This is a genomic window from Furfurilactobacillus sp. W61-4, assembly GCF_057545565.1.
This window is the reverse complement of sequence record NZ_BAAJNZ010000005.1, coordinates 43,806-70,121: the sequence shown is the minus strand read 5'-3', so window position 1 is coordinate 70,121 and position 26,316 is coordinate 43,806. Positions and strand designations below refer to the sequence as shown.

General features: G+C 42.3%; 27 protein-coding genes and 1 riboswitch. Of the genes, 11 read left to right on the top strand and 16 right to left on the bottom strand.

From position 1 onward, the window contains the following. Positions 1-194 precede the first annotated feature (194 nt). Positions 195-845, top strand: a complete 651-nt coding sequence (locus AC27FN_RS07460) for an endonuclease III domain-containing protein (RefSeq protein ID WP_487167378.1) — start codon at positions 195-197, stop codon at positions 843-845. Here AC27FN_RS07460 and AC27FN_RS07455 read toward each other — a convergent pair. Further along, positions 842-1,258 carry a pyridoxamine 5'-phosphate oxidase family protein gene (locus AC27FN_RS07455; protein ID WP_487167377.1) on the bottom strand — a complete coding sequence of 139 codons (417 nt, stop codon included), beginning with the start codon at positions 1,256-1,258 and terminating at the stop codon, positions 842-844. The two genes, AC27FN_RS07460 and AC27FN_RS07455, sit on opposite strands and share 4 nt — an antisense overlap. 231 nt (positions 1,259-1,489) lie before the next feature. Between AC27FN_RS07455 and AC27FN_RS07450 the strand changes: the two genes are divergently transcribed. Beyond that, positions 1,490-2,569: an AEC family transporter gene (locus AC27FN_RS07450; RefSeq protein WP_487167376.1), complete on the top strand. Its 1,080-nt coding sequence runs from the start codon at positions 1,490-1,492 to the stop codon at positions 2,567-2,569. Between the two features lie 32 nt (positions 2,570-2,601). Beyond that, complete coding sequence (locus tag AC27FN_RS07445; RefSeq protein ID WP_487167375.1) at positions 2,602-3,600, top strand: NAD(P)-dependent oxidoreductase; 999 nt, start codon at positions 2,602-2,604, stop codon at positions 3,598-3,600. A 113-nt stretch (positions 3,601-3,713) separates the two neighbouring features. On the opposite strand, the gene AC27FN_RS07440 is transcribed toward AC27FN_RS07445, so the two are convergent. From AC27FN_RS07440 to AC27FN_RS07415, 6 genes are all read right to left on the bottom strand, one after another. After that, the gene (locus tag AC27FN_RS07440) at positions 3,714-4,406 is read right to left on the bottom strand and encodes a response regulator (protein ID WP_487167374.1); all 693 of its coding nucleotides are present in this window, start codon (positions 4,404-4,406) and stop codon (positions 3,714-3,716) included. A gap of 15 nt (positions 4,407-4,421) precedes the next feature. Then, positions 4,422-6,038, bottom strand: a complete 1,617-nt coding sequence (locus tag AC27FN_RS07435) for an ATP-binding protein (protein WP_487167373.1) — start codon at positions 6,036-6,038, stop codon at positions 4,422-4,424. A gap of 267 nt (positions 6,039-6,305) precedes the next feature. Beyond that, positions 6,306-7,196, bottom strand: coding sequence for a PfkB family carbohydrate kinase (locus AC27FN_RS07430; protein WP_487167372.1), 891 nt, complete (start codon positions 7,194-7,196; stop codon positions 6,306-6,308). Further along, on the bottom strand, positions 7,197-8,552 hold the full coding sequence (locus tag AC27FN_RS07425; protein ID WP_487167371.1) for a purine-cytosine permease family protein: 1,356 nt from the start codon (positions 8,550-8,552) through the stop codon (positions 7,197-7,199). A gap of 30 nt (positions 8,553-8,582) precedes the next feature. Continuing rightward, positions 8,583-9,611, bottom strand: coding sequence for an ADP-ribosylglycohydrolase family protein (locus tag AC27FN_RS07420; protein ID WP_487167370.1), 1,029 nt, complete (start codon positions 9,609-9,611; stop codon positions 8,583-8,585). Between the two features lie 2 nt (positions 9,612-9,613). Then, positions 9,614-10,324: a GntR family transcriptional regulator gene (locus AC27FN_RS07415; RefSeq protein WP_487167369.1), complete on the bottom strand. Its 711-nt coding sequence runs from the start codon at positions 10,322-10,324 to the stop codon at positions 9,614-9,616. Positions 10,325-10,823: 499 nt separating this feature from the next. Between AC27FN_RS07415 and AC27FN_RS07410 the strand changes: the two genes are divergently transcribed. The 3 genes from AC27FN_RS07410 to AC27FN_RS07400 are packed head-to-tail and all read left to right on the top strand — an operon-like array spanning position 10,824 to position 13,527. Further along, complete coding sequence (locus tag AC27FN_RS07410) at positions 10,824-11,636, top strand: TrmB family transcriptional regulator (RefSeq protein WP_487167368.1); 813 nt, start codon at positions 10,824-10,826, stop codon at positions 11,634-11,636. An 11-nt stretch (positions 11,637-11,647) separates the two neighbouring features. Then, positions 11,648-12,532: a sulfite exporter TauE/SafE family protein gene (locus AC27FN_RS07405; RefSeq protein ID WP_487167367.1), complete on the top strand. Its 885-nt coding sequence runs from the start codon at positions 11,648-11,650 to the stop codon at positions 12,530-12,532. 2 nt (positions 12,533-12,534) lie between these two features. After that, a complete protein-coding gene (locus tag AC27FN_RS07400) occupies positions 12,535-13,527 on the top strand; it encodes an ornithine cyclodeaminase family protein (RefSeq protein WP_487167366.1) in 993 nt (330 codons plus the stop codon). Positions 13,528-13,715: 188 nt separating this feature from the next. On the opposite strand, the gene AC27FN_RS07395 is transcribed toward AC27FN_RS07400, so the two are convergent. Both AC27FN_RS07395 and AC27FN_RS07390 read right to left on the bottom strand, forming a co-directional pair. Beyond that, positions 13,716-14,132 (bottom strand): pyridoxamine 5'-phosphate oxidase family protein, encoded by a 417-nt coding sequence (locus AC27FN_RS07395; RefSeq protein ID WP_487167365.1) that lies wholly within the window; start codon positions 14,130-14,132, stop codon positions 13,716-13,718. Positions 14,133-14,370: 238 nt separating this feature from the next. Continuing rightward, the gene (locus tag AC27FN_RS07390) at positions 14,371-14,970 is read right to left on the bottom strand and encodes a TetR/AcrR family transcriptional regulator (protein ID WP_487167364.1); all 600 of its coding nucleotides are present in this window, start codon (positions 14,968-14,970) and stop codon (positions 14,371-14,373) included. A gap of 118 nt (positions 14,971-15,088) precedes the next feature. Between AC27FN_RS07390 and AC27FN_RS07385 the strand changes: the two genes are divergently transcribed. Then, positions 15,089-15,895: an SDR family NAD(P)-dependent oxidoreductase gene (locus tag AC27FN_RS07385; RefSeq protein ID WP_487167363.1), complete on the top strand. Its 807-nt coding sequence runs from the start codon at positions 15,089-15,091 to the stop codon at positions 15,893-15,895. Positions 15,896-16,034: 139 nt separating this feature from the next. Here the strand turns inward: AC27FN_RS07385 and AC27FN_RS07380 are convergent, their stop codons facing one another. The 4 genes from AC27FN_RS07380 to AC27FN_RS07365 form a co-directional block, all read right to left on the bottom strand. Next, complete coding sequence (locus AC27FN_RS07380) at positions 16,035-16,505, bottom strand: phage tail protein (RefSeq protein WP_487167362.1); 471 nt, start codon at positions 16,503-16,505, stop codon at positions 16,035-16,037. A gap of 72 nt (positions 16,506-16,577) precedes the next feature. Then, positions 16,578-17,096 carry a helix-turn-helix transcriptional regulator gene (locus AC27FN_RS07375; protein ID WP_487167361.1) on the bottom strand — a complete coding sequence of 173 codons (519 nt, stop codon included), beginning with the start codon at positions 17,094-17,096 and terminating at the stop codon, positions 16,578-16,580. Positions 17,097-17,223: 127 nt separating this feature from the next. Further along, positions 17,224-17,661 (bottom strand): nucleoside-diphosphate kinase, encoded by a 438-nt coding sequence (locus AC27FN_RS07370; protein WP_487167360.1) that lies wholly within the window; start codon positions 17,659-17,661, stop codon positions 17,224-17,226. A 701-nt stretch (positions 17,662-18,362) separates the two neighbouring features. Next, entirely contained in the window at positions 18,363-19,106 is a 744-nt protein-coding gene (locus tag AC27FN_RS07365) for an SDR family NAD(P)-dependent oxidoreductase (protein WP_487167359.1), read from the bottom strand. A gap of 104 nt (positions 19,107-19,210) precedes the next feature. Between AC27FN_RS07365 and AC27FN_RS07360 the strand changes: the two genes are divergently transcribed. The 4 genes from AC27FN_RS07360 to eno all read left to right on the top strand — a co-directional run bounded on the left by AC27FN_RS07360 (position 19,211) and on the right by eno (position 24,236). Next, positions 19,211-19,666 carry a MerR family transcriptional regulator gene (locus AC27FN_RS07360; RefSeq protein ID WP_487167358.1) on the top strand — a complete coding sequence of 152 codons (456 nt, stop codon included), beginning with the start codon at positions 19,211-19,213 and terminating at the stop codon, positions 19,664-19,666. Positions 19,667-19,719: 53 nt separating this feature from the next. Next, the gene (locus AC27FN_RS07355) at positions 19,720-20,265 is read left to right on the top strand and encodes a GNAT family N-acetyltransferase (protein WP_487167357.1); all 546 of its coding nucleotides are present in this window, start codon (positions 19,720-19,722) and stop codon (positions 20,263-20,265) included. Between the two features lie 62 nt (positions 20,266-20,327). Further along, a riboswitch (Fluoride riboswitch) is annotated at positions 20,328-20,387 on the top strand. A 153-nt stretch (positions 20,388-20,540) separates the two neighbouring features. Next, positions 20,541-22,901, top strand: coding sequence for an HAD-IC family P-type ATPase (locus AC27FN_RS07350; RefSeq protein WP_487167356.1), 2,361 nt, complete (start codon positions 20,541-20,543; stop codon positions 22,899-22,901). 54 nt (positions 22,902-22,955) lie between these two features. After that, positions 22,956-24,236 carry a phosphopyruvate hydratase gene (gene eno, locus AC27FN_RS07345; protein ID WP_487167355.1) on the top strand — a complete coding sequence of 427 codons (1,281 nt, stop codon included), beginning with the start codon at positions 22,956-22,958 and terminating at the stop codon, positions 24,234-24,236. A gap of 103 nt (positions 24,237-24,339) precedes the next feature. Here eno and AC27FN_RS07340 read toward each other — a convergent pair whose 3' ends face one another. The 3 genes from AC27FN_RS07340 to AC27FN_RS07330 all read right to left on the bottom strand — a co-directional run bounded on the left by AC27FN_RS07340 (position 24,340) and on the right by AC27FN_RS07330 (position 26,210). After that, the gene (locus tag AC27FN_RS07340) at positions 24,340-24,711 is read right to left on the bottom strand and encodes a rhodanese-like domain-containing protein (RefSeq protein ID WP_487167354.1); all 372 of its coding nucleotides are present in this window, start codon (positions 24,709-24,711) and stop codon (positions 24,340-24,342) included. A 2-nt stretch (positions 24,712-24,713) separates the two neighbouring features. After that, the gene (locus AC27FN_RS07335; protein ID WP_487167353.1) at positions 24,714-25,241 is read right to left on the bottom strand and encodes a MarR family winged helix-turn-helix transcriptional regulator; all 528 of its coding nucleotides are present in this window, start codon (positions 25,239-25,241) and stop codon (positions 24,714-24,716) included. 225 nt (positions 25,242-25,466) lie between these two features. Further along, complete coding sequence (locus tag AC27FN_RS07330; protein WP_487167352.1) at positions 25,467-26,210, bottom strand: matrixin family metalloprotease; 744 nt, start codon at positions 26,208-26,210, stop codon at positions 25,467-25,469. Positions 26,211-26,316: the final 106 nt, after the last annotated feature.

Sequence of the window (26,316 nt, the reverse complement as noted above, 5' to 3'; positions counted from 1 at the left end):
GAAATAAAAGTAAGCTGTTTTAGATTAGGATGATTTAGAGAATTAGCTTTAAAAAATAGCTAAAATTTTACACTTGAGTGTAAACTAATGACATAGCTAGAATAGCCGAAGTTGCTTAGATCATGATAACCACTCGGAGCAAGGTTGCATTAGGATAAATAGAGCACATTAAATTTGCAAAAAGGTAGGACAAAATGTTAACAGACAAACAAATCGTCTGGGCTATTCACCAGATGGAGGCTGAAATTGGGCCCGTTAAAGAGTCATTAGATTCCCGGACACCATTTCAATACTTAATCTCAGTTATTTTGAGCGCTCAGGCAACGGATTTATCAGTCAATCAAGTGACGCCGGCTTTGTTTGGGCGTTATTCAGATCCGAAAAGTTTAATGAACGCCAATGTTGAAGAGGTTGAGTTAATTATTCGCCGCGTCGGACTATTTCACAATAAGGCAAAAAACATTATTAAAACGGCGCAAATTATTCACGAAGACTTACATGACGTTATTCCTACTGACCGAAAGGGGATTATGGCACTTCCAGGGGCTGGTCGCAAAACAGCTAATCTCGTGTTAAGTGATGTCTTTAAACAGCCAACTTTTGCAGTTGATACGCATGTTTCTGCGATTTCTAAACGGCTCCATTTTGTTCAACAATCAGCTTCAACCCTACAAGTCGAACAAAAAATTGTCAGTGTTTTAGGGCCTGAAGAACTCTACCAGGCTCACCACACGATGATTGAATTCGGGCGGAAGTATTCTATGAAATTGGCGCCTGACCAAGAAGTGAGCCAATTGATTATTGCTTGTGATAAGTTGAATGAAGAAAATGAGGGGTTGTCTTAATCCTGTAAATCAGAGTAAGAAATATGGCCGGCTTCGCGAATTTTAAAGGCTAGAGACGTAAACCGCAAGATAGATGGATCTGGATAATTTAGCGAGCGCTGAAAACTATTCAGGGCTTCTTGCCAAGGTCCGGATAGGCTGGATGGACTCACAATCATAAAACGCCCCTTTAACATTAATGAAGAGTGTTTTGATTCATCAAAACAATAAATCGCTGCATTAGTGGAACGACTTAGGTTTTTTACCGTGGACGAACTATGGGTCGTGTAGAAGAAGACGGTATCTAATGAACGATCTAAAGGCAAGGGAGTCAGCGCAACAATATTTGGAAAACCAAGTTTATCGATAGTCGCCACTTGAAATACGGTCGCTTTATCTAACATTTTTTCTGCTTGGTTGATGGTTTCTAACATATCGTTGCCTCGTTTCATAAGTTTCAATCGTATTCATATCACCTTAACGCAAACAAGCATTTTATTGAAAGATAACGCCTGAAATGAAACAGCCGAAAATCATGCTCATATTTACACTTTCATTAGTTACAAAAGGTTTCAATAGTTTATTAATGTTCGCTAATTCACAATGACTGGTTATACTCGATTCGTTGACAATTTAGGTCGTTTAAAACAGTCGGAGGGATTAACATGAGCATAGCGAAAGCACTTGAGGCTACATTCACAAATGTGGCGATTATTAGTTCTATCACATCAACAGTTTTTATCATCTTATTGGGCTTTTATCTACGAAAACGCGGCACGTTTGGAGAAACTTTTGGCAAAATTTTGTCGAAGGTCGTTTTATCTGTGGCATTACCTGCCCTAGCGTTTAATTCGTTTATGCAGCCCATTAACCATGAAACATTTACCCAAGGATTAAATGTGTTAATCTGGGGAATTTTAATTTATATCATCCTAATTTTTGTGACACCATTTTCTTATACGAAATTTCCAAAAGACAAGCAGGAAACCTTAGCTATCTTGACGACATTTGGTTCAACCACGTTCTTTGGTATTCCTATTGTTGGTGCGGTCTTTGGTGCCAAGGGGATTATGTACAGTTCCATTTTTAACATTGGTTACCGTATTTTTCTTTACTCATATGCCTACATCAAGATGTCTGGTTTGAAGATGGAAGCGGCTAATATTAAGAAAATGTTTTTGAATCCAATCGTTATCGCAACCTTTGCTGGTTTAATCTTATGGATGGTCCAAGATTTCATGCCAATGGTTACGGTAAAGCAAGCAGTTAGTGGGGTGATTGCTCCAAATGCGCCAACAATTAATGTTGCCTTTTATCGGATTGACCAGACAGCGTTGTGGCTATTTACACCGCTGCAGTATCTGGGTAATTTAGCATCTCCATTAGCTTGGTTATCCATTGGCGCAACATTAGGTTCAATTTCGATGAAAGACGCTGCTTCGGATAAAATTTCATGGTACTACAGTTTTAACAAGGTTATTCTTGTTCCACTATTGAATTTAGTGCTATTAGCCGTGTTAACGATTACCCACATTCTGCCAGTCAGTTATGTTGCTTTGGCAACAGTGATCATCATGATGGCGACGCCAACTGCTTCAGTGGCATCTGCATATGCAATTAGTTTTGATCGTGATGCAGTTATGGCTTCTAATGCTTCATTAATTTCGACAATTTGCGCCGTCGTGGCAACGCCAATTTGGATTGCATTGCTGGAAGTATTAAATCAAGTCGGTATTTTTAAGTAACCGAATCGATTATTAGAAAGGAAGCCAGACGAATGTTTAAAATTACTGCTTACGGGGTTCGTTCAAACGAGGTCGCATACTTTAACGATCTAAATAAATACGATTATGATTTAAATTTAGTCGAAGATCTATTAACACATGAAAATGTCGAAACTGCTAAGGATTCTGATGCAGTGTTATTGCGCGCAAATTGTATTGCAGATGCCACTAATTTAGCTAAGCTTAACGAGTGGGGAATTAAATATATTTTTACGCGAACAGTCGGATTCAATCACATCGATCTGAGGGCAGCTGCGCGCTATGAAATGAAAGTTGCCCGCGTACCTGCATATTCACCATACGCAGTAGCAGAACTAGCTATGACGCTTGGTATGATGTTACTACGGCACACAGCTTTAGCAACCGATCATACAAATCATGGAGATTTTCGGGTTGCTCCAGCGTTATTTTCTCGTGAAGTGCACAGTAGCACGGTTGGCATTGTTGGGACAGGTAAAATTGGTGCGACCGAGGCTAGTCTTTACCAAGGAATGGGAGCTAAGGTGCTGGGGTATGATCCTTATCCCTCTGATTTTGCCCGGCAATTTGTCACCTTTGTTGAATTAGACGAACTATTGGCTCAATCTGATCTTATCTCACTTCATGTGCCGTATTTCCCTGGGCAAAATGAAAACATGGTGAATGCTGAATTTTTGAGCAAAATGAAATCTGATGCAGTATTGATCAATACTGCCCGCGGAGAACTAGTGGAGCATGCTGCAGTATTGGCAGCGCTAAAGGCAGATCGACTGGGCAGTTTTGCGACAGATGTCCTCCCAGACGAGAAGTTGATTTTTGGGCACGCCTTTGATGAAAAACTACCGAACGAAACTGTTGAAGCGCTACGTGAATTATATCCCCGTGTATTGATGACACCACATGTAGGTTCATATACGAAACCAGCGTTGACGGATATGATTGCGGTTAGTTATGAAAACTTCAACCAGGTGCTGACAACTGGTCACACCGATAACGATGTTCCATTAGTATAATTTTTATTATTTAAGCAAGTAACTCAAGAAAATAATCTTACTAAAAAACTAGCTGTCATAAGATAGCTAGTTTTTTTGGATCAGGAACTATTTTAAATATAAATCTACGTGTTTTAACGAGTTAACTGATAGACCGTCAACGGTCGACCAACAGAAAGATATTTAATCGTGGCCATCAACTGATGAGTCCCGAGTAGATAATCAAGATATTTTTTGGTTGAGATGCGGGAGAGCTTAGCGGCTTGGGCTGCTTCCTGTACGGAGAAAGGGGATGGTAAAGAATCAATCGCCGTCGTGATACGATCTAACGACAATTGAGACAGACCTTTAGGAAGCTTGGCAGTCCGCTTCAAGCCAGAAATTTGAGCGGAAGAGTTGGCAAAGACAGCATCAAGTGCCTGTTGAGAAAGTGGCGCTTCGTTAGCAAGTGAAGTATATAGGTATAAAAATTTATTTATTGCTTGTTTAAAACGATCAAAGGTATAGGGTTTCACTAAATAGTCTAATACACCATAATTAACCGCTTCTTTAACATGGTCAGAATCGTTAGCTGCCGTCAACATGATGACTTGGGGATGCTGTTGATGATGCAAAAGCCAATTCAAAACATCAGTTCCAGATAGTTTTGGCATGTAAACGTCTAGTAAGATGAGATCCACAGGTTCGTCACTTAAGGAAACGATTGCATCTGATCCGTTGTCGACAGTAGCGATGTTTAATTGCTCACTTGAAATGACTCGTGAAAGATATTGCTGGTCGACGGCTTTGACCATTGGATCATCTTCAATGATTAACACCTTAATCATGGAGTAACCGCCTTTCTAAGAAATATTTGGTGAAACTGGAAGTTCAATATAAAAGGTAGTGCCGCTACCCGGATTACTAACAACTGAAAGATAACCGTGATGTGTGTCAATCACTTGTCTAACTAGAGTGAGACCATACCCGCGGTCTAAGCCTTTAGTGGAATAATGTTGTTCAAACATATGCGCTTTGACACGATTATCAATGCCATCACCATTATCTGCTACCTCAATGATTAAAACATTACTTTCCTGATCATAATTTATTGAAGTAGTAATCCTTGGCTGGGAAACTTTGCCGACATTGACTGCATCAATTGCATTGTCGATTAAATTCCCCAAAATTTTAATTAAATCGGTACTGAGTGATTCAGAAACGATCGATCGGGGCAGCAAACTATCAGGGGTAATGGTCAGATCAACCTGTTGCTCGTGTGCTTGATTTAATTTTCCCATGAGAAACCCTGCCACAGCAGGCGATTGGACATGGGTGTTTAAATTACCGAACTCAGCTTGGTAACTAGACGTCGTAGTTGTTATAAAGCGTTGGACATCCTTGTATTGATGAAGTTCGATTAAACCTGAAATGGCTTGTAATTTATTCAAAAATTCGTGTGTCTGCGCACGCAGTGCTTGGATATATTGGGTCGTTCCAGCTAATTGATCAGCAAGTAATTGATATTCAGAACGATCGCGTAATAGAGCCATATTGCCCAAGCGTTTGTGTGCAGAAATCAAAGGAGTAGTGGAGACGATTAGCTCCTTAGACTGAACCAGGACTGATTCATTAATAGTGGGATTAGCTCCAGCAAAAGACTGACTAAATAATGCGGTGAATAAGTCGTCAGGCAGTGGCTCGCCAATAGCCAATTCAGGAAATAAAGACTGGGCAATGTGATTAGCTGCGATTAACTGGCGATTTTGATCGATGGCAATTAAACCTTCAGACATGCTTTCATTAATAACAGATAATTCCGTGACTCGTGTGGCAATCTCTTGTGGTTCCATACCTAGTAAAAGTCGACGAACATGCGTCCCTAATAGCCATGCTGCAATTATACCAATGATTAAGCCAAGCAATGATCCTAAGATAATTGGCCATTCTGCGGTTCGAATATCTGTGTTAATGGATTTTTCGGTTAACCCTACACAGACAATGCCAATTTGATGATTGTGGTTATCATAGATCGGTTTAAAAATACGGTAACCATTGCCTAACACGCCGGTTTCACGAGAAAAGTGAATCCTACCATGAAGTGATTTAGCTGCATCGTTTAAAGAACTGAAATGTTTACCAATGACTTGTTGGTCTGGGTGAGAATACCGAATGAGTTGTTGATTCATAACAACGATGAAGTCGACTTTAGTGGCGGCTTGTATTCGTGTTGCATATTTTTGGATATTGCCAGACTTGCTAGGGGTTGCCTGGCTTAGATGATTTTTGACAACATTGCTCTCAGAAACAATCGTAGCAGTGCTTTGGATGTTGCGTTTAATGGATTGTCGTTGCGATTTAGCTACATTATGAGAGGCCAATAGTCCAGCGGCTAACAGAGAACTGGTAACAGTGAGCAAGACAACTGAGATGATCGTCACACGAAGTGAGAATTTACGTGGATGTGTGAAAACGGACATGTTTTATTGTGACTCCGTCCTTTATATTGGATATCTATTCGAAAATTATACTCTTTAGGCGCCTTCATTGATTTAGATAACGTAGATTTTAAAATAAAGAACTCTTCAGTAAAAATTGAATAATATCGATAAATGATTAAATATATTGGTTAAACGTGTTGTTTTTTTGATTTACCTCAGGATTTTAATAAAGGAGTAGCCCATGGCTTAGGATTCTTACGTCAATGACCGCCGCTTAAACTTTTCTTTGGCCGAACTTTAACTTGATTATTCGAGGGCACCACTCTCTTGATTTACAACAAGAGCAGACACATGATTAGCCTGTTTGATGCTTTCCCGAATGGACATTCCTGACGATAATCCAGCTAAAAATGCTCCACAGTGTGAATCCCCAGCACCGATTGTATTGATAATCGGTATGTGTTCAGCGGGAATGAGCGCTTGATCATTATAGGTCAAGAAGAACGTGCCAGCAGAGCCCAGTGTAATTACCACAGGTTCTTGTGTCATATCAAATATCTTCTTTGCTGCGAGAGCATAGGAATCAGTTGTATGAGCTAAAATATTTGCTTCTGCTTCATTACAGTGAACGATGGTTCCTGGTCGTAGAAGGCGCTTAATCAATGATTCAGAGATGTATGCTAAACGCGGAGAGGCATCGAACAATACTTTTGCATCACGTTTTCTTTTACCCAATTCGTCCAACAATATTATTGCGGACTGATCGTTTTCTAGTTCATACCCAGATACGTAAATATAGTCATAATCGTGAAGATTAACTTGTGAAAACCACCTCCGCTGGTACATTTGTTCAATTCCTTGAACGGTTAAAAATGTACGTTCGCCGTCTTTTTCAATAAATGAAATGTCCCAGCCGTTGTCAGCACGTTCATCAATTAAAGATTGCGTGAAGTTACGGCGTTTAAATTCGTGTCTAATGATATCGGCGTAAGGGCCCTTCCCAATGGGGGCAAAGAGATCACTATTTCCTTTCAAGTAAGCGATTGCACTTTGAACATTATATGCAGAGCCGCCAACTTTAACTGACTTCATTTGACCAGTGATGTCTTCACCGGTTTTAGGAAGTCTCGTGAGTCCAACAATGATATCAACAAAAATTGCACCGGTAACCAAAATTTTTTTGTTTGTGGCGATCATTTATGACACGCTCCTTGGGTTAATTGAGCGAAGGATAAACATACAAATTACTGCAGCAATTCCGGCGATAAAAACTCCCAAACTATTATCTTTAAAAATCCCATAAGCGAATGGACCATTCCAAATTGCATTATTTGTAAAGAGGAAACCAACAATAACGGAAATTAGCCACGAGGTGACACCTTTCCAGTTGAATTTGTTCTTGGAATTAGCTTCAAGGTCAGTTATGACATAGCCGGATTGACGATACATAACGTTATCGCACAGAAAAATGGCAACCCAAGCAGCCAAGCAAATACCAAGAAAACCAAGAAACAACTCAAAATTGGCGAGAAAATCACCAGAAATGAATAAAACGTAAATCGGAATGAGAATCACAATAGCACCGTGAATGCCTAAGGAGGTTCGTTGCGAAACGTTAATGCCGATAGTGGCTAGATTAATTCTGGCAGATAGAAGACTAATGATACATTGAGGGATTAAACCCCCAGCCGCGACTATAAAATAAATTAGTGATAGCCAAGAAGGCAAAGCGTGATACATCACGTCAATTGGATTTGAAGCGGTGGCAAGTGATGGTTCGACAGTGCTTAATAAAACACCGCCAAACATTAGGATAAATAATGGGATTGCGCCACCAAGCGTTGTATTCCAGAAAACTGATCTGTGGGATGCTGAAGGTCTTACGTAAGCGCCCCAGTCAGCAGCGGCCATAGACCAGCTAATTCCTGAACCTGCAGCCACAATTGACACAGCAGGCCAGAAGCCGCTGAGCCACTTTCCGCTAGGCATCGATAATGCTTTGTCCCAATCGGCTTTTATTAGAAAAATGATTAGGATTAATAATGTTAACGCACCAAAGATATATGAAATCCAAGTTTGAATTTTCCCTAATGTTTCTTCTTTAACGAGACCGGATAGTAGAACTAATATGGCGAAAATAAAGAGTGCACCGGCTGTACTAAAGGCGGTTTTACTAATATGCATAACATCAAACAAGGAGATAATTAACAGCGATCCCGTGACTACATTAACTGCTAACCAACCGACCATATTGACCCATGCTAGGGCGTTGGGAATTTTATTTCCACTAACTCCGTAGGCAGCACGTGACATTTTGAAAGTTGTAATCCCATTTTTCTTGCCAATCGCAGCTACCCATCCAGGAATTGCGAATGAGAGTGCTCCCACAAGTGACGCAAGTGTTGCTTGAAAAAAGGAGAGGTGATAGCTTACAATCATTGCTCCAAATACGATCCCCATAATTCCAATATTTGCAGCAAACCAGTTATAGAACAACTTACCGGGTGTTAATGTTTTGTCTGCATCTAAAACCTTAATTTCTTCATTGTCCATTTTTCTTTCGCCTCCAAGAACGGTTTAACTTTAAGAAAAATCACGACGACTATTTTCTGCCCGAAATCTTTCGATCTTCGGAACATAAGCGCTAATATCATGCTCTGGGTTCTTGTCATCAATTGTGGTAATCCAATCGGGGTTAATCGACTTGTATCCGTTTTTTGATCCACAGATTGCTGTGGCCATCGCTCCGATGGTATCCGTATCACCACCAAGGTTTGCACAAAGGAGAGCACATTTTTCAACATCCTTTGTATAGTAAGCAATTGCAACGGCAGCTGGGATTGATTCGCTGATTGGTGTTCCAGTCCCGACCGTTTCATAAATTGCTGATGCAAATTTGTCTTCATCCTGTTGATAGCGATTAGCTAGATCTAACCCAACTCGCAAGCGTTCACGGTTAGACGCGGCCCAAGTTGGTGCACCAAGTTGAAAGGCTTTGTCCGAAGCTTTAATCGCATAGTCAATCATGTTGTCCCAGCTGTAGTCAGCCAAGCCAGCCGTGACCATTGCTGCAACCATCGCCGCACCAGAAAATGCAACATCAGATGAGTGGGTGATTCGTGTGACTTCGTAGACCATCTGGATAAGGTCGTTCATTTGGTCTGGCCTGTATAAACTGCCAATCGGTGCAATTCGCATAGCACAACCATTAGTTAAGGCTTTATCAGTAATGGGACGTGGGTTTTCACCTTCTCGAATTGCAAGGAGAGCCGCTTTTGAGCTAGGCCCTAAAATATTGTTTGACCATGCGCCAATTTCATCCGCCCATCGCATAATATGATTTACTAGGATTTGTTGATTTGGATGCCAATCTGTTTCGATTAGTGCATCTAAGATTACTAATGCTTGGTTTGTGTCATCTGTATATTGACCCTTAGTGAAATTTAAAGCGATATCATTTGTCTGTGGGCCATCTAGAAAATCAGTAATTTTATCGGAAAAGTAATCACGAATTTGTTGGACAGGCCATAGCTCTGATGGCATGCCCATCGCATCTCCAATGGCTTGGCCATATAAGGTTCCTAAAATTTTGTCTTTTGACGTTGTGATCATGATTAGACCCCCACAATGAATTTAAAATTTGCTGAACTGCTGTAAATGATTTTGACATGCTCAACCAGTTCGTTTTCATAAGTGACTACGTTCCCAGCTACTTCTAATAAAGGGTTGCGTTCGCTCTCTTCCAATAATTCGATTTGCGTTACTGATGGTAAGATTGCCGTAACACTGAGATTGGCAGTAGCTGGATTCACATTGTATTTTTGACGAAGTGTTTCATACAGGGAACGTGTTTCTAGGTCGTAGTTCTCTAAACCGGGGAATTGTGACAGTCGTAGTCGGGATTCATCGATTGTAAGTTGCGTAACTTCATTTTCCTGTTGAATACCTCTAAGACGCGTTAGCTGTAACACCTGGTCGTTTCCGATTCCTTGGATAGTCTTGTTAATGATTTTAGTGACAGGTGTCGCGCCAATACGTCTCGCATAGTCTGAGAAACCCGAAAAATTAAACATGTCAATTTGGGGTTTCTTCAATTTGACGTAACTACCTTTTCCATGGATTCGTTCAATGACGCCTTGTTCTTCAAGTTCCTTTAAAGACCGTTGAATGGTTGTACGGGCAACATGATATTGTTTTACGAATTCTGCTTCACTTGGTAATCGGTCACCAATTGATCGATTTTTAAAGATGTCTTGTCGAATATCAGCGGCTATTTGTTCTTGTATGCTGATTCTTGCATTGAATAATGATGTATTAAGAGGCATAAAGGCTCCTTTCTTTTATTTGACTACTTGAGTACTCAAGATTACGAATTGAGAATATCACTTAACTCGTCAAACGACAACGCTTTCATTATTTCGGGAGATTATTATCTATTTGTGCTTTTTCCAATACGATAGAATTAATCTTTCCAAAAGTTGACGCAGTTGAAAAATTAGATGAAAGCGGTGAGGCGAATCAATGAAAAATTGTGATTAACTGCGCTTTGTTTAATTGATATGGAATATATCAGACCGATTATGCGATCTACGTTAGTTAAAAGATGAGACGCGGTGATGAAATTGAGCTTTGAAATTATTGTCGAGATCACAGGTATTGCATGGTTTTCTAGATATTTCTGCTCGCTTTTAAATAACGAATAATGAACTATAATGCGGATAGTTATACATTTTAAATTAGAATAATAAATCACAAAGTATAGACAAATAAATTGAAAGACTATATAGTAGTACCCAATGGTAGCTACTATTTTTTGAGGATATTATGACACAATCAACAGAATTACTGATGCGCTTTGGCCTAACGGAGAGCGAGGCCAAAGTGTATGTGACCTTATTGCAGATGGACGCATCGACAGGTTACAAAGTTAGCAAGCTTTCAGGAGTTGCTCGATCAAAAATTTATAATATCTTGTCTTCGTTGGAAGACAAACACTTTGTGCTTCAGTCTAAGAACGAAACGCCATTGTATACAGCAATTCCTGTGGATGAGTTAGTTAGTCGTTTAAAGACAGAAGCCCTTGAAGATATTTCAAGTATTGAAACAAGTTTATCTGGCTTGGGATCATTTACTAGTGATGGGTCAATGTGGTCATTAGAACATTATGATCAAGTTTTCGAAAAGATCTTATTTCAGGTTCAAAATGCCAAGAAGAGCCTGTATGTACAAATTTATTCTGAAGATTTGACACCAGCTATTATCCAAGCGCTGGCTGACGCTGAAAACCGACTTCACGAGTTTGTTGTTATCTTATTTAGTCAACATCATCGCTACGAGTTGCCCTTTAGAAGATTTTATAAGCATTTTTTTGAAGCCGATAAGGTGTTGGATTATGGGGGTCGTTGGGTAAACGTCATTTCGGACGGACAAGAAGTTGTTTACGGTAAACTGCCTGCTCATTCAGTTAATACAGATGTTATTTGGACAAAAAATACATCAATGGTTTTTTTAGCACAAGAATACGTATTACATGATGCATATAATTTGCGTACTCTTTCATTGTTAAATGATGAAGCCGAAAAGAAATTTGGTTCAGATTTAGAAGGGGTGCGTGACGTCTACTTTGATAATAATTAAGGGGAAAAATCATGCTAATTGCCTTAATCACGGCCATTATTTTAATTAATTTATTATTTATCTTTGTGTTTGTACGCGACCTATTAAGACACAAGGACGAAGTTATGCAGGAACCTGCTAGTAATATTTGGACACCAGTTTCACAAGCAGTTATTTATTTTCTATCTACATTTGGCATTTCGGATTTTGCTATTTCGACTGCAATTTATCCAAAAGCTAAATGGGTAACAATGAAAAAACTGCCAGGAACTTTAAACACACAATGTGTTATTCCAGTGTTTGTAATGTCTTTGGCCTACATTACTAATATTTCTGTTGGCATTAAAACTTTACTGGTTTGTATTGTCTGTCAAGTGATCGGGGCATATTTAGGCCCCCGTTTCGTGGTTAAATTACCAGAGCGCGTCATTCGAAATTTTGTAATTGTTGGTCTGATTGTTGCCACTGCTTTAATCTTGGCCGGAAAGTTTGGCTGGATTCCTTCTAACGGAACAGCAACTGAGCTGTATGGTTGGAAATTAATTACAACTGGTTTTCTGATGTTTACTTATGGGGCCTTAAACAATATTGGAATTGGTTCATACGCGCTGACTATGGCAACGGTATACGCGATGGGTATGAATCCAGTTGCCGCTTTTCCAATTATGATGGGTGGCTGCACTTTCTCGGTTTCAATTGGAAGTATGCAGTTCATTAAGCTGAATGATTATTCTCGTAAGATCACAATGTTTTCTGTCTTTGGCATTGTGGGGGTACTAACTGCAGTGTTTCTAGTTAAGAGTCTCAATACTGCGGTTATCCAATGGATTGTAATCGTGGTGTTACTCTATTCTGCTATTTCTTTGTACCTAGGAAATCGTCAGGAGGTTGCCAGCGAAAGCGGCAAAGGAGAATAAACATGAGATATTTATCAGCTAACGAAATAAAAAAGATTTTCACAATGGGGGATGCAATTGAAGCAGATAAAGAGGCTCTAAGTCTTTATTCTTCAGGAAGAGCAGACATTCCTTTAAGAACTAATATTGATGTTCCAGAGCATAATGGGCAAAGCCTTTATATGCCAGGGTACGTAAGCGGAAGTGCACCAGCACTTGGTGTTAAAATCGTTTCAGTTTATCCAAATAACATCAAGGCTGGACTGCCAAGCGTGCCAGCAACTATGGTGACTCTGGATGCACAAACAGGCATTGTAAGTGCTATTTTAGATGGGACATACTTGACGCAACTTCGCACTGGGGCAGTTCAGGGAGCTGCAACCGACATATTGGCACGCAATGATGCTAAAGTAGCATTATTGATTGGGACTGGCGGTCAGGGAATGTCCCAGTTAGAGGCAATGCTAACAGTCAGAACACTGAAAACCGTCTATGTTGCCGATATAGATCATGACCGTGCCTTAGCATTTTGTCAGGAAGCGGCGAAAAGGTTTGATGGACGTTTTGAGGCATCATTTGAAGTTGTGGATAATCCGAATTCAGTAGTTGGTACAGCAGATATTATTACAACTGTAACGACATCCAAAAAAGCAACTTTCAATGGATCATTAATAAAACCTGGCACACATATCAATGGTGTGGGTGCCTATACTCCTGAAATGTGTGAATTACCAGTTGAAGCACTCCAGAAGGCGGACCACATTATCTTTGATACGATGGATGGTGTTCTGTCAGAGGCTGGAGATATGATTCAACCACTTAAGCAGGGACAATTGAAGCACAACGCCTTTGATGGTGAATTGGGTCAAGTTATTAACAGACGTATCAAGGGTCGCCAAGATGATCAAGAAATCACGATATTTAAAACAGTTGGTACAGCGGCCCTTGATGTTATTGTTGCAGATCGAATTGTAAAATCCGCTGAACAACACGATAGTGGATTAGAATTAGTTTAGTGGGTTGAAAATTTTAAGTGGAAATTTCCAAAAAGCAGATCTAGAAATCACATGTCGCGATTTCTAGATCTGCTTTTTTGTGGATATTGTTACCATGAAAGTATGATCGACGAAAGAAATTGATTGATTTAAAAAGGCCAAAGGATGTTCAGATTGGTATTTAAACGTTTAATTTCAGTGACAGATTTTTATTCCTGTAAATCCGAATAAGTAATCTGACCGGCTTCTCTCACCTTAACGGCTAAAGAAGTGAAACGTAGAATTGCGGGATCATCGTAATTGAGTGATTGCTGAAAATGATTAAGCGTTTTTTGCCATTGATCCGGTAAAGTGGTCGGACTGACAATGAGAAAACGTCCCTTTAACATCAAGGAAGAATGGCTCTCTTCAGCGAAACAATAAATGGCTGCGTTAGTTGAGTTTGCCAGATTTTTAACGGTCGATGAACTGTGTGTCGTATAGAAGAGAATGTTATCTAACGAACGGTCCAATGATAACGGAGTCAAGGCCACGATATTGGGGAAACCAAGTGTATCAATAGTTGCCACCTGAAAGACTGAGGCATGATCTAGCATATGTTCGGCTCGTTTAATGGTTTCTAACATCATGGCACCTCCATTTGATGATTTAATCGTGTTTAACTAATCCTATCGTAATTAACAGCTTAGATGAAAAATAATGCCTTAAGGGTTCGAAAATAGCTTTATAGGCAATTTTTGGTGACAAAATGCGTTACTTTAGAGAATACATGAGCGTGGGGCAAACCCAAAATCTAAATTTAACTGCCAACCTAAATAACTAAGATGTGGGACATAAGCCGAGCGACTTATGTCCCACTATTTTTTAAACATTCAGCTGCTGTCCTTTGACCGACAACACAAGATCTAAGGCTAACTGTTGCACATCCGCGACGGAAATATCTTTGAACTGTTCTGGTTCTGCCTCCCGACCGAGAATAAAATTCACAGTTATCGAAAAAATATTTTCGGCTAGAAACTGAGTACTTAACGGTTTAATGATGCCTTGTTGTTGAAAGTGTTCAAGTTGAGTAAATAACGCCGTGAAAAATGCATCATCTTCAATTTTAGGCAACAAGGATCGCAGTTTGGGCTGCTGACGCATGAGTAAGATGACTTTCAGTGAATCGGAATGTTCCATCCCGAAGACCAAAATATTTTTTACAAGTAACTTAGCTACCGGAATGAGCGCCAAGTCGTTGGTCCAGCCGCTTTGAATGGCTTCAATATAGGCGGCTTGATGGTAGGTGAAGGTCTGAATGAGTAAATCTTCTTTGTTTTTAAAATACGAATATAGATTGGACTGAGTGGCATGAATGCGTTTAGCGACTTGTAACGTAGAAGTTCCGGCAACCCCTTCAGTGATCAATAATTCAGTTGTTGCTTTAAGGATGTTTTGGCGGAGTTGTTCATTTTTCGGTTTCATATTCAATCTCCTTCGTATATTAGTTTAACAGAAATAGTTGACAACAGATAGTGCTATCTGTTAAAGTTCAATTCGACATTAAGAGATAATGTTATCTGTTAAAATAAGGAGATCTATTATGACTAAAGTTATTGTAATAACAGGCGCAACCTCAGGGATTGGTCGCCAAGCCGCGATTGATCTGGCTAAGCAAGGCTACCAAGTTGTAGGTGGCGCTCGTCATATTGTTGAGGATCCAGAGTTGGCGGCGTTACAGATCGATTTACATCAGCTAGATGTGACCGATCATGAATCCGTGAAAGCCTTTATTCACGATATTCAAAAACGCTATCAACGGATTGATGTCTTAATTAATTCAGCCGGTTACGGTTCTTTTGGCGCTTTGGAAGAGGTGCCGCTCACAGAGGCCCAACACCAGATGGAAGTTAACCTGATGGGGGTTGTTGATTTGATTCAGTTGGTCACTCCCATCATGCGAAAGCAAAAGCACGGCCGCATTATCAACGTTTCATCGATGGCTGGGCGTAGCTATGGCGCATTAGGTGGCTGGTACTACATCTCTAAACATGCACTAGAAACGATGAGCGATGTGCTACGAGTTGAGCTGAAAGACTTTGGCATCCAGGTGGTGATTGTCGAACCGGGCAACACGAAGACAAATTGGCAGGCGATTTCCAACCAACACTTACTCGAAACGACACCGTTGAATTCGCCATACCGTACCATGGCTGAAAATCATGCGAAAGTTCTGGCTGACAGTACTGACACGGTGGCGGATGTTTCTAAGACCATGCTCCGAGCAGTTAGTGATCAGCGACCCCGCCGACGTTATCAGGTTAAACTGCGGGAGCGCTTTATCCTCTTCTTATCTGATCATGTTGGTTCAGGACTTCGTGATTGGTTCGCCGGTCAATTGGTTAGATAAGTCGCCTAGTATTACGTAAATAATTAATTTGGCTTCTATCACGCTAAAAAGCCCACGATCTTGACTGAAGATCGTGGGCTTTTTGGACATGGACGAGTCACAGCTGAACTGGCTTAAATCGCCATAATCACGGTGGGACCTAGTGCCATTCTTGTTTAAGTTTAAAGAAACTGCCGCGGATGGACCCGGCTAACTTAGATTTTTGATGGGCAAATTTAAACTTGTCGACTAATTCGGTTGGCACATCCATTGCTTCACAGAGTTTAATTCCGACGGCTCGCTTAGGCTTATCGCCATCTTTTTCATACAGAACATTTGAAATCATCCCATTTTGATAAATGAATTCTGGCCAGTAGAGATGATCGTCTTCATACACGGCGACTTCAATAATCGGTGAACTAAATTCTAAATTGCGCTCGGTCTTGAGCAGTTGTTTCATCCACTCAACTTCAGTCTGTCGTTCCGGCGCTGGATAAACGGTATAAGCAAACTTGTATTTGTTCCAGAAATAACGAGCCTCGTTGGCCCGTAAACCGGCTAATGATTCCGCAACTGGCGACGACTCTAAACCAGTGGTCGCCACATTTTTAAAATCAACTTGATAAGCCATGTCCCAATCCTCAATTCATTCGTTTTTCATAGTGTAGCACGGCGACCCTTTGTTGCAATGGTGATAAAAAAATTAACTATGATTAAATCCAGCAATGACGCCTTGTATAAAACTGATGATAAAATCCCAAACACTTGGAAAACCAAACACAATGAAACAAGCAATGGATAGAATGTATACTTTTGTTGTCATCACTTGCTTGAATTTGCGCCAGTTGATTGAGAAAAGTAACCAAATGAATAGCCCAATGCCCAACGGTTGCAACCAATTACGTAAGTCGTCCACTGACAACTTGAGCCCCCCAGCAACTAGTGAACCCAGACTAATGACCATGAATATCGTTATGACAGCAATATCACCACGTTTTGATGGCTGTTGTTCAAGATTCGCAAGTAGATGCGGGTCATCCTTAATTAAATCATCTAACGTTATGTTGAAAATCTCACTGAGCCGGACAACATTGGCGAAGCTGGGGAGGGAAGCTTCATTCTCCCACTTTGAGACCGACTCCCGCGAAATTGCTAATTTTTTTTGATAGATCTGTTTGGGACCAGTGACGCTGCTCACGCTGTTGCCGGATTTGTTGACCAATGTTCATCAAGACCCCTCCTAACTTGATATCATTAGTGTAGCAGTCATGACTAAATTTGGTCGCTAAAGGGGGCGGACTTTTTGGTTGCGTTAGGTCATCAGTGATAAAAACGGTATTTAGCGCTAGTTACGATTCCGTAAGTTCGCTTAACTCTGGAAACCAAATGTCAATTTCATGAGCAGCGGCCTCGACACGATCAGAGCTGTGAACGACGTTTTTGATGGTGCCATTGTCCCACAAGCGACCGAAATCACCGCGAATGGTGCCCGGCAGTGCCTCACTGGGCTTCGTTGCACCGGCCATTTGATGGCACGCGTGGACCACGTCAGTCCCCGAAATAATCAAGGCAACTAACGGACCAGACTGCATGTAACTGACTAGGCCCGGGAAAAAGGGTTCATTTACCTTATCCGCATAATGCGCGGTTAGCTGGGCGGTAGTGGCTTTGGGGACCACTTTTAAGGCAGTAATTGTAAATTGGCGTCGTTCAAGCCGGCTGATTACCTCACCGATATGTCCCGTGGCAACGCCATCAGGTTTAATCAACATTAAGGTTTGTTCCATTTTGCTCACTCCTTCGTCTTTGTTTTCAGTATAAGCGAGGTAGTAAACAAAAAACGAATAATGTGCGTTGTGATATGGTGATTAAATTATTTGTCGATATTGATTGTCGCCGTCATGATTAAGCCGCCAAGTGTTCAAACCGATTTTGCAGTTTTGCCTGGGCTTTTTGCATTCAAGTCTCACTTTGGTATTTGCGTAATAGATCTTCGGCAAAGGCAATCGGACATCATCGACAATCTGATTTAAAGGTTGGTGATCGCTAGCGGCTTCCTGGAACAATTAGGGTAATTCATCCAGTAATTGCATGAAGGCATTGCCCCCCGAACTGAATTAAATAATCTGTACCGGTGGTGAGTTGATAAGCTTTTCGGACCGGATCTTTATCTGATGGTCATTTGTCGACTAGTAACCATTTTTTGCGTTGCAGTAACTTGGATAGATGGCATCCACGGGAATGTCGGTAAAGCCTGATTCGCTTAAGAAGTGGGGAGATCTCATGGTCATAAGTTTTACGCTAGGCAATTTTCTGAAGAATAATGCCTTCGAGGAGACCCTTTAGCATTTCTGATATGAATTGATGCTCCTCTATCCTTTGGTACTGAGCAATAATTAGCCTCGATAGTGCATTGCCCACTAGGGGACCTTTCAGGAAACCTCAGATCCGATTAATTATCTACCATTAAAAAACTCAGAAAGTTGATTTAATGTTTGAAAAGCCCGGTGAAAAAGCCTTTAGCCACGGAAGATATGCCGGTTAGCTCGGGATAAATTTCAATGAATTGTCCCTGATGTGATTGACCGTCGTCGATGATTTTGCCCATTTGTTTGGCAACATTTGCCGGCGAATGGAAACCTGGTAATTTAGTATTTCCATTTAAGTCAGTCGTGGTTGGTCCAGGATGAATGCTAAAAATTTCGACCGGCGAATGCTGCTTTTGTAGATCTAACGCCAATGTCTGCATCATGACATTTTGAGCCGCCTTAGAAGCTTTGTAGGCTAGCGGATTCCAGTGTGGATTGGGTGCCGTTGGAATTGTGACATTGATGATGCGACCGTTATTTTTAGCTAACTGTGGCAATAGTCCCTGGGTTAATTGAGTCGTGCCAAAAAAGTTAACCTGCATGGTTGTGCGTAAATCATCAATAGATTCGGTTAGACTATCTGCTTGACTGCCGGGAATGCCAGCGTTGTTGATCAGCAATGTCAAATGGGGCGCTTGTTTGCTCAAGGTCTCAATCGCTGCCATGATGCTGGTCGGATCGTTTAGGTCTAAAGTGATTGCGGTTGGGTGCTCAATTCCGGCGCTAGTTAATGCGCGGATGGCGTTTTGACCGTGAGCGGTGGTGCGAGAACTAATGATGACTTGCCAGCCCTGTTGGCCGAGTGCTTGTGCTAGGGCAAAGCCAATCCCTTTATCACCACCAGTAATAAAAACTGTTTTCATAAAAGACATCTCCTATGTTTTAATCATAACGTTTATGCGTTAAGGTTAGCCTACAACCTCAATCATGGTTTAGGTCAATGCTTTTAAGCAAGAAGGTCGATAATATGGAAACTTTTTCAATTCATCAAGTCGCAGAACAATTACAGCTTAGTATTTCAACCATTCGCTATTATGATCAACAAGGGCTATTACCATTTGTAACTAAAAATAAGGCCGGTCATCGGGAATTTACCGTCGCTGATTTAGGCTTCATGCGGACGATTACCTGTTTAAAGCAAACGGGAATGGCGTTACGAGACATTCGCCAATATATCTTGTTGTGTATGGCTGGTGCCAGTAGTATTCCAGCGCGGCGGCAATTATTGACCGCTCATCGACAAGCAGTCATGGATAAGCAGGCACAATTGGCTACTGGTTTAGTGGAGATCGATCGGAAATTAGCTCGCTATGAAGCCCCAGATGCACAAATGGTGATTAATCAACAAGTGAAATTTGCAATTAGTGAGAAACATCAACATGATCTGACCAATCCATTTGCGGCCGATGCGCTAACAAAGTAGGATTAGGCGATTACGACACCACTGAGAAGTTGTACAAGAGGGGGACTGGAAGCGTGCAGAATATTCGTCTGGACACTTTACATCCTGAACAAGCCGCCGTTTTTTGGCGATTAGCCTATGCTGATCCAACAGCGGAGTGGACAAAATGGAATGGTCCGTATTTTCATGACCAATTGCCTAGTCAAACGGAATTTGTTGAACAAATCGCTCCTGAGTCATATATCAAGCAACCTTTTCGTCAAGTGATCTGGGTCGATCAACAAATGGTGGGGCTGGTGTCAGCCCACTATGAAGATGACCCCTTGAAGCGGTGGTTAGAGATTGGCATCGTCATCTATGATCAAAGTAATTGGCATCAAGGGATCGGTGCACAAGCGCTTCATCTGTGGGTTAACCAACTCTGGCAGTTAACAGATTTACCTCACCTTGGCTTAACCACTTGGTCAGGCAATAAGCGGATGATTGCCTTGGCGGAAAAAGTTGGCTTCACGCGAGAGGCAACGATTCGAAAAGTGAGATATTGGCAGGATCAGTATTGGGATTCGGTGAAGTATGGACTTCTACGCGAGGAGTGGTTTGATAAAGAAAACGCTTACTAGAAAATTAGTTTAATTTACTTATTGTAATCAGACGTCCTGCGCTGTACGCTGAACTCGTAAAAAAGTAAACAGGCGATGACGTTCGCCAAAAAAGCTATCAAGCTGATGACGTCTACCACATGTAATCATGTGGTAGACGTCTTTTCTTTTTGGCGAACTACACAAGCCTGATGTCTGTGCCTAGCCCAGCCTGCCTAATTGGCAAAGAGCGTCAACCAGTCAGTCTCCGCTAGCAGCTGACTGCGCTCTGATTTCGTAGATAGGAAGTGGTGAAAATGGTCGAACCGAGACAGATTAATCAGCAAAATAATTTTCAATCACTTGAACAAAGCTATGTTGGTCAAGGACTGAGTGATCAAGAACGTTTAGCTGAGCGGAATTCTAGTGGTGATAACCGGATGGCGACACAGGGCTTTTCTTGGCGCCAAAGTTTATTAACGCGATTGTGGGGACCGATTCCATGGTTGTTGGAATTCGCCATCATGTTTGAAATTGGGTTAGGCAAATGGATTCAGGCACTGGTTGTGATTGGGTTATTATTGTTCTCCGCAATTGATGGAGCAATTCAAGAACGCCGGGCACAACGAGCGTTAAAGATTGTTCAAACGGATCTGGTGACGACGAGTCGAGTATTGATTGACCAATATTGGCAGTCGCGTACATCGGACGAATTAGTTGTTGGGGATCTGATTCATCTGATGGCCGGTGATTTGGTGCCGGTTGATTTGCGGGTTGTGGCCGGTCAAGCGCAAATCGATCAGTCAGCTGTGACCGGTGAAACGGTTGCGGAAAGTCGTCGTGTCGGGGAGACGCTCACGGCGGCTAGCTTAATCGTCGCTGGTGACATCATTGCTCAAGTGTCGGCGGTAGGCGCGGCAAGTAGTTACGGGCGAACGGTAACCTTGACCCAGACGGCTGCCGCCCCGGGACGATTAGAGCGATTGTTGTTTACGGTTGTTCGTTATCTGGCCTATTTAGACGCCGGATTAACAGTTCTGCTCGTCATCGGTGCAGTGATTTATCATATGAGCTGGCAGGAAATTTTGCCATTACTCGTCATCTTGATTATTGCGACCATTCCAGTGTCGATGCCATCTAGTTTTACGGTCGCTAATGCGGTTGAAGCGCAGGTTTTAGCCAAGCAACATATTTTGGTCACAGGCTTAAGCGGTATTCAAGAAGCTGGGACGATGGATGTCTTACTGGTGGATAAGACCGGCACATTGACGAAGAATCAGCAACGATTAGTCAGTGTGATACCCGTGGGAGACGTCAAAGAAACGCAACTCATCCAGTGGGTCAAGGCAGTTACCAACCCACAAGCCAAATATGCAATTAGTCTGGCATTGCAACGGGCAACAAAAGCAGTCAAATTGCCGTTTAAGATTCAAAAACAGTTGCCATTTAACGCGACAACGAAAGTAGCTCAAGCAATGATTACCGACGCAGAGATAAGGACGACTGTCACGCTGGGTGCGCCGCAAGCGATTCTTAAGATGGTAAATCCTAAATCTACCGATGAGACTATGGCTCGCTTGGCTAAGCAAGGCCAGCGGGTGCTCGCGCTAAGCATCGAATATGACGGACGGCCACAGTTAGCCGGATGGCTTGGTTTCTCCGATACAATCCGATCCGATACGGCTGAGCAAATTCGGACCTTACAATCCGCTGGTATTCGGATCGTAATGCTGACGGGCGATGATCGCTTAACTGCGCAAGCAATTGGTCATGAACTGGGGCTAGCTGGCAAATATGTCGCTGGGTTATCTACTAACGATGCGTTAGGCGATTTGGCCGGAATTGCCAATGTCTATCCTGAAGACAAGCAGCGGTTGGTTAAACAATTTCAACAAGCTGGTCACGTTGTCGGCATGATTGGCGATGGCGTAAATGACGCTGCCGCATTACGACAAGCTGATGTTGGGATGGCAGTTGCGAATGCGCGTGATATTGCTAAACTGGCGGCCCGCGTCGTCCTTGCGCGCGATGGATTAGATGACGTCCTAACGGTGGTCAATAGCGGCCGGCGGGTCTATCAACGGATGATGACGTGGACCAGTACAAAATTATCGCGGACAGCTGTTTTAACGGCTTTATTGACCCTCGGATTCTTATTGACGGGTACTTTTCCAATCTCATTAAGTCTGATTGTGGTGCTTGTCGTCTTGAACGACTTAGTGACATTAGTATTGGGAACCGACCGAACCGCATCGTTGTCGACCACGCCGCAATGGACGTTGCCACGGGTGGCAAAATTGGCAATGATATTGGCGAGTGGTTGGTTAGTCGTTGGCTTAGGTATTGTTGGGCTGAATCACTGGTTGTGGCAGGTTTCGACTGGCTGGTTGAGTTCCGTCTTATTCATGTACTTGATGTTTTCATCAATGATGACGATTTTAATGACGCGGACGAATCAGTCTTGGTGGCAGAGTCGGCCAAGTCGATCTGTAACAGGTATGATTGGGTTTGACGTGATTCTGACGAGTGTGATTGCGGCTATCGGCTGGCAAAGTGGCGCGGTGAGCTGGTCGGTGATTAGCTTGATGATTCTGCTAGTTGTATTGGTTGGCACTGGGTTAGATGTGATTAAGCAGCATTTTTATCAGCAAAAGATCATGAATCGTGGCGCTACCTAGGTTGCGATTAAATAATTGTTGTTAGCAAAGGCCAAGTAGAAAGGAAATTTAGTCATGAAACAAGTGATCGAGGTTGTTAAGGCACGAGAAATTTTTGATTCACGGGGGAACCCAACCGTTGAAGCGGATGTTATCTTAACCGACGGAACCCGTGGCCGGGCAGAGGTGCCATCTGGTAAATCCACTGGTGAAAATGAAGCAGTCGAATTACGTGACGGTGGTCAGCGGCTAGGCGGTAAGGGGGTTAGCCAAGCAGTCACCAATGTTAATACTGAAATTAATGAAGCCTTACATGGCCAGTCACCATTTGATCAGAGCCAAATTGATCAGATTATGATTGATTTAGATGGGACGCCAAATAAAGCGCGACTGGGCGCCAACGCCATTTTAGCGGTTTCAATGGCGACCACCCGAGCGGCGGCGTTAGCCAACAATGAACCGTTATATCAGTATTTAGGTGGAGTAGATCTTGAATTGCCACAAACCTTTCACAATGTAATCAATGGTGGTGAACACGCGGATAATGGGATTGATCTTCAGGAATTTATGCTGACACCGATCAAACGGACGAGTTTTCGTGATGGTTTTGAGAAGATTGTGACGACTTACCATCAGTTGGCCAAACTGATTGAAGCGGCTGGCTATTCCACGAGTTTAGGTGACGAGGGTGGCTTTGCGCCAGATTTAGATAATAGTGAAGCAGCGTTGAAATTATTGCATGAAGCCATTGTGGCTGCCGGTTATCAACCTAGTGTCGATATTGGCATTGCTTTTGATGCAGCGGCTAGCAGCTTTGTTCAACCAGATGGACAGTATCAGTTTGAAGGTCAGAGCCGTTCAGCTGATCAAATGGCCGCTTACTATGAAGGCTTGTTAGATGACTTTCCAGAGATTGTCTCCATCGAAGATCCATTTGGTGAAAATGATTGGGAAAATTTCACCAAATTTACCCAAGCTAATGGTCAACGTGTGCAGATTGTCACCGACGATAATATCTGTACTAATCCGGTGTTGATTCGTAAGGCCATCGAAATGGGGATGGCCAATTCGTTGCTCATTAAGCCCAACCAAATTGGTACAGTGACCGAGACATTAGAGGCCATTCGATTAGCCCGTAAGAATAATTACACGACGATGATGTCACATCGATCTGGTGAAACAGGTGATCCATATATTGCTGATTTGGCTGTGGCGACTAATTCAGGTCAGATTAAGAGTGGTGCGCCAGCTCGCAGTGAGCGGGTAGAAAAGTACAATCAATTTTTACGGATTGAAGAAGAATTGGGTGCTACTGCTCGTTTAGCGCATTTTCCAAACCAAATTTCCTTAGACTAGTGTGAACATGATGGCCTAAAAGCAAAATCGACCTTAAAAAGATGCCATGCTTGGCGTCTTTTAAGGTCGATTTTTAATATAGTGACAGCCCGTTATTAATAAATTAGTCAGCTGACACTGGTTCGATTGGCAAATGCATGCCTTTCCAGCCCTCTAAAGCACTGGCCAATTCGAAAGCTTGATAGCCATTAGAGAGCAGAATTAACAAGGCGGTTTTACCTAATGTTGTGCCGGCAGTCCAGTCATAAACCACGTAAGTTTTATCCTTGGGTAAGGTAGCCAGCTGCGCGGTCAAGTCTTTGGCGGCAATGGCCCGGGCGCCTTTGATTTGATCTTTTTTGATGGCAGCTGGTGCGTTACGGATATCAAGAACAACGTAGGGTGAATCAGAATCGTCTAAGTGTTCGACGATTTCTTGATGACCGATATAGAGGCTCAGGTAAGTTTTTAAAAAATCGATTTTTTCATTTTCCATAATTATGACATCTCCTGTGAGTGAGTTAATGATTGAATACCATGATCAAGGGTTCCCAGTAGCTGGGTAAGGGTAGTGCGATCAGCTGGAGTAAGCTCGGCCATCATCGTATTAACGGTACTGAAATTATGTGGTAAAAAAGCTGCCAGTTTGCGTTGCCCCAGCGGCGTGCTTTTTACCACGGTGGCGCGTTTGTCCGCTTGAGATGGCGTCTGAGTCACGAAGCCTTGTTTAACGAGGGCATGGACGAGTTTGCTGGTGGTTGCCTTGGTGACCCCCAATTTCTCAGCAATGGTTGAGACGCCCAGTCCTGTATTACCTGCTCGTTTCAGGAACATTAGTATGATGAATTTAGACTCCGATAAATCAAATTGAGCCAAGACATCATCATAACTGCTTTGCAGTCGTCGAGCGACTTCCTGAAAGCGAAGAAATAAGACGACCGCATCTGCATCCAAGTTGCCGTACTCAGCGTTCATCTCTGTGACTCGATGACTCGTTGGCCGATCCTTGAAATCAATGTGATTCATGCAAACCTCCCCCCCTAATTTAGTTAGCCGGCTGACTAAATGAGTATAAAACTTTTCACTACCCTTGTCAAAAATTGCGCGATGAAGCTAGTGAGAAGCTTAAGTGGAACCTTCTAAGCATAAAAAACGGGTGAAGCAGCTGGTGTATTAATCAAAGAAATGATAATAAATCACCGGGGTGCGCCATCCAATGATTTAATCCTCAGCGACCGCTTGCCGAGATGGCTATTGTTGATAAATCTGTTTTAAGGCGTTAACGTCGCCATCACTTAAGGCAGTTTTGCCTTGATCAATGGGATACATGACTGAGTTTTGGTCAGGGCTATGATCTAAACCTAAAGCGTGGCCGAGTTCATGAATCGACACAGATAGACTAATCGATTGATTATAGGTGATATTGAGTTGAGCTGAGCCATGGTTGATCACCACATCAGAAGCGCCTGGCCCAACCTGCTCAATTAGTTGTGGGCCGCCTTCGCCTAATTCGATGGAGCCGAGTTGCGCAGCGGTCATCTGTTTATGGTAGGTGCCAAAGGCCAATTGGTTCTGCAAGTTAGTTCCTTTACCGGGGCGAAGCTTAACGACACCAGTTGCATTGTAAAGCTTAACCGCTTGCTCAAATACGGTGTGAACATTAGTCGGCGTGCCCGTATCGTAGTGATAATAATACGTTGAACTAATTTTTTTGCCTTGCATAATTGGCAAGATTGGCGTCGCGTTAACAGTACTAGTGGCTGTGGTGACGGAACTTTGATTCGTCGTTGATTGACTGGTGGCCTGAGGGGTTGAGCGAATCGATGGTTCATTAAGTTGCGTGAGTTTTAGGCGTGCATTTTGGTATAACTGATTGAGTCGTTGCTGCCACGCATTACGAGTGGTTTGCGGAATTGGACTATGAGGGTTACCAAATAAAAAGACGCCAGCAGCCAGAATAATTATGAAACTGATAAAGCCGCGATGTCGGTGCATAAATAATCCTCCAGAAAATTTCTACCAAGTTTAACGCTTGATGTAATGAAACGGTCATTATCCGCCGTAATGTAGTGAAAAATTAAGTGTCATTGTTAACTTGAAA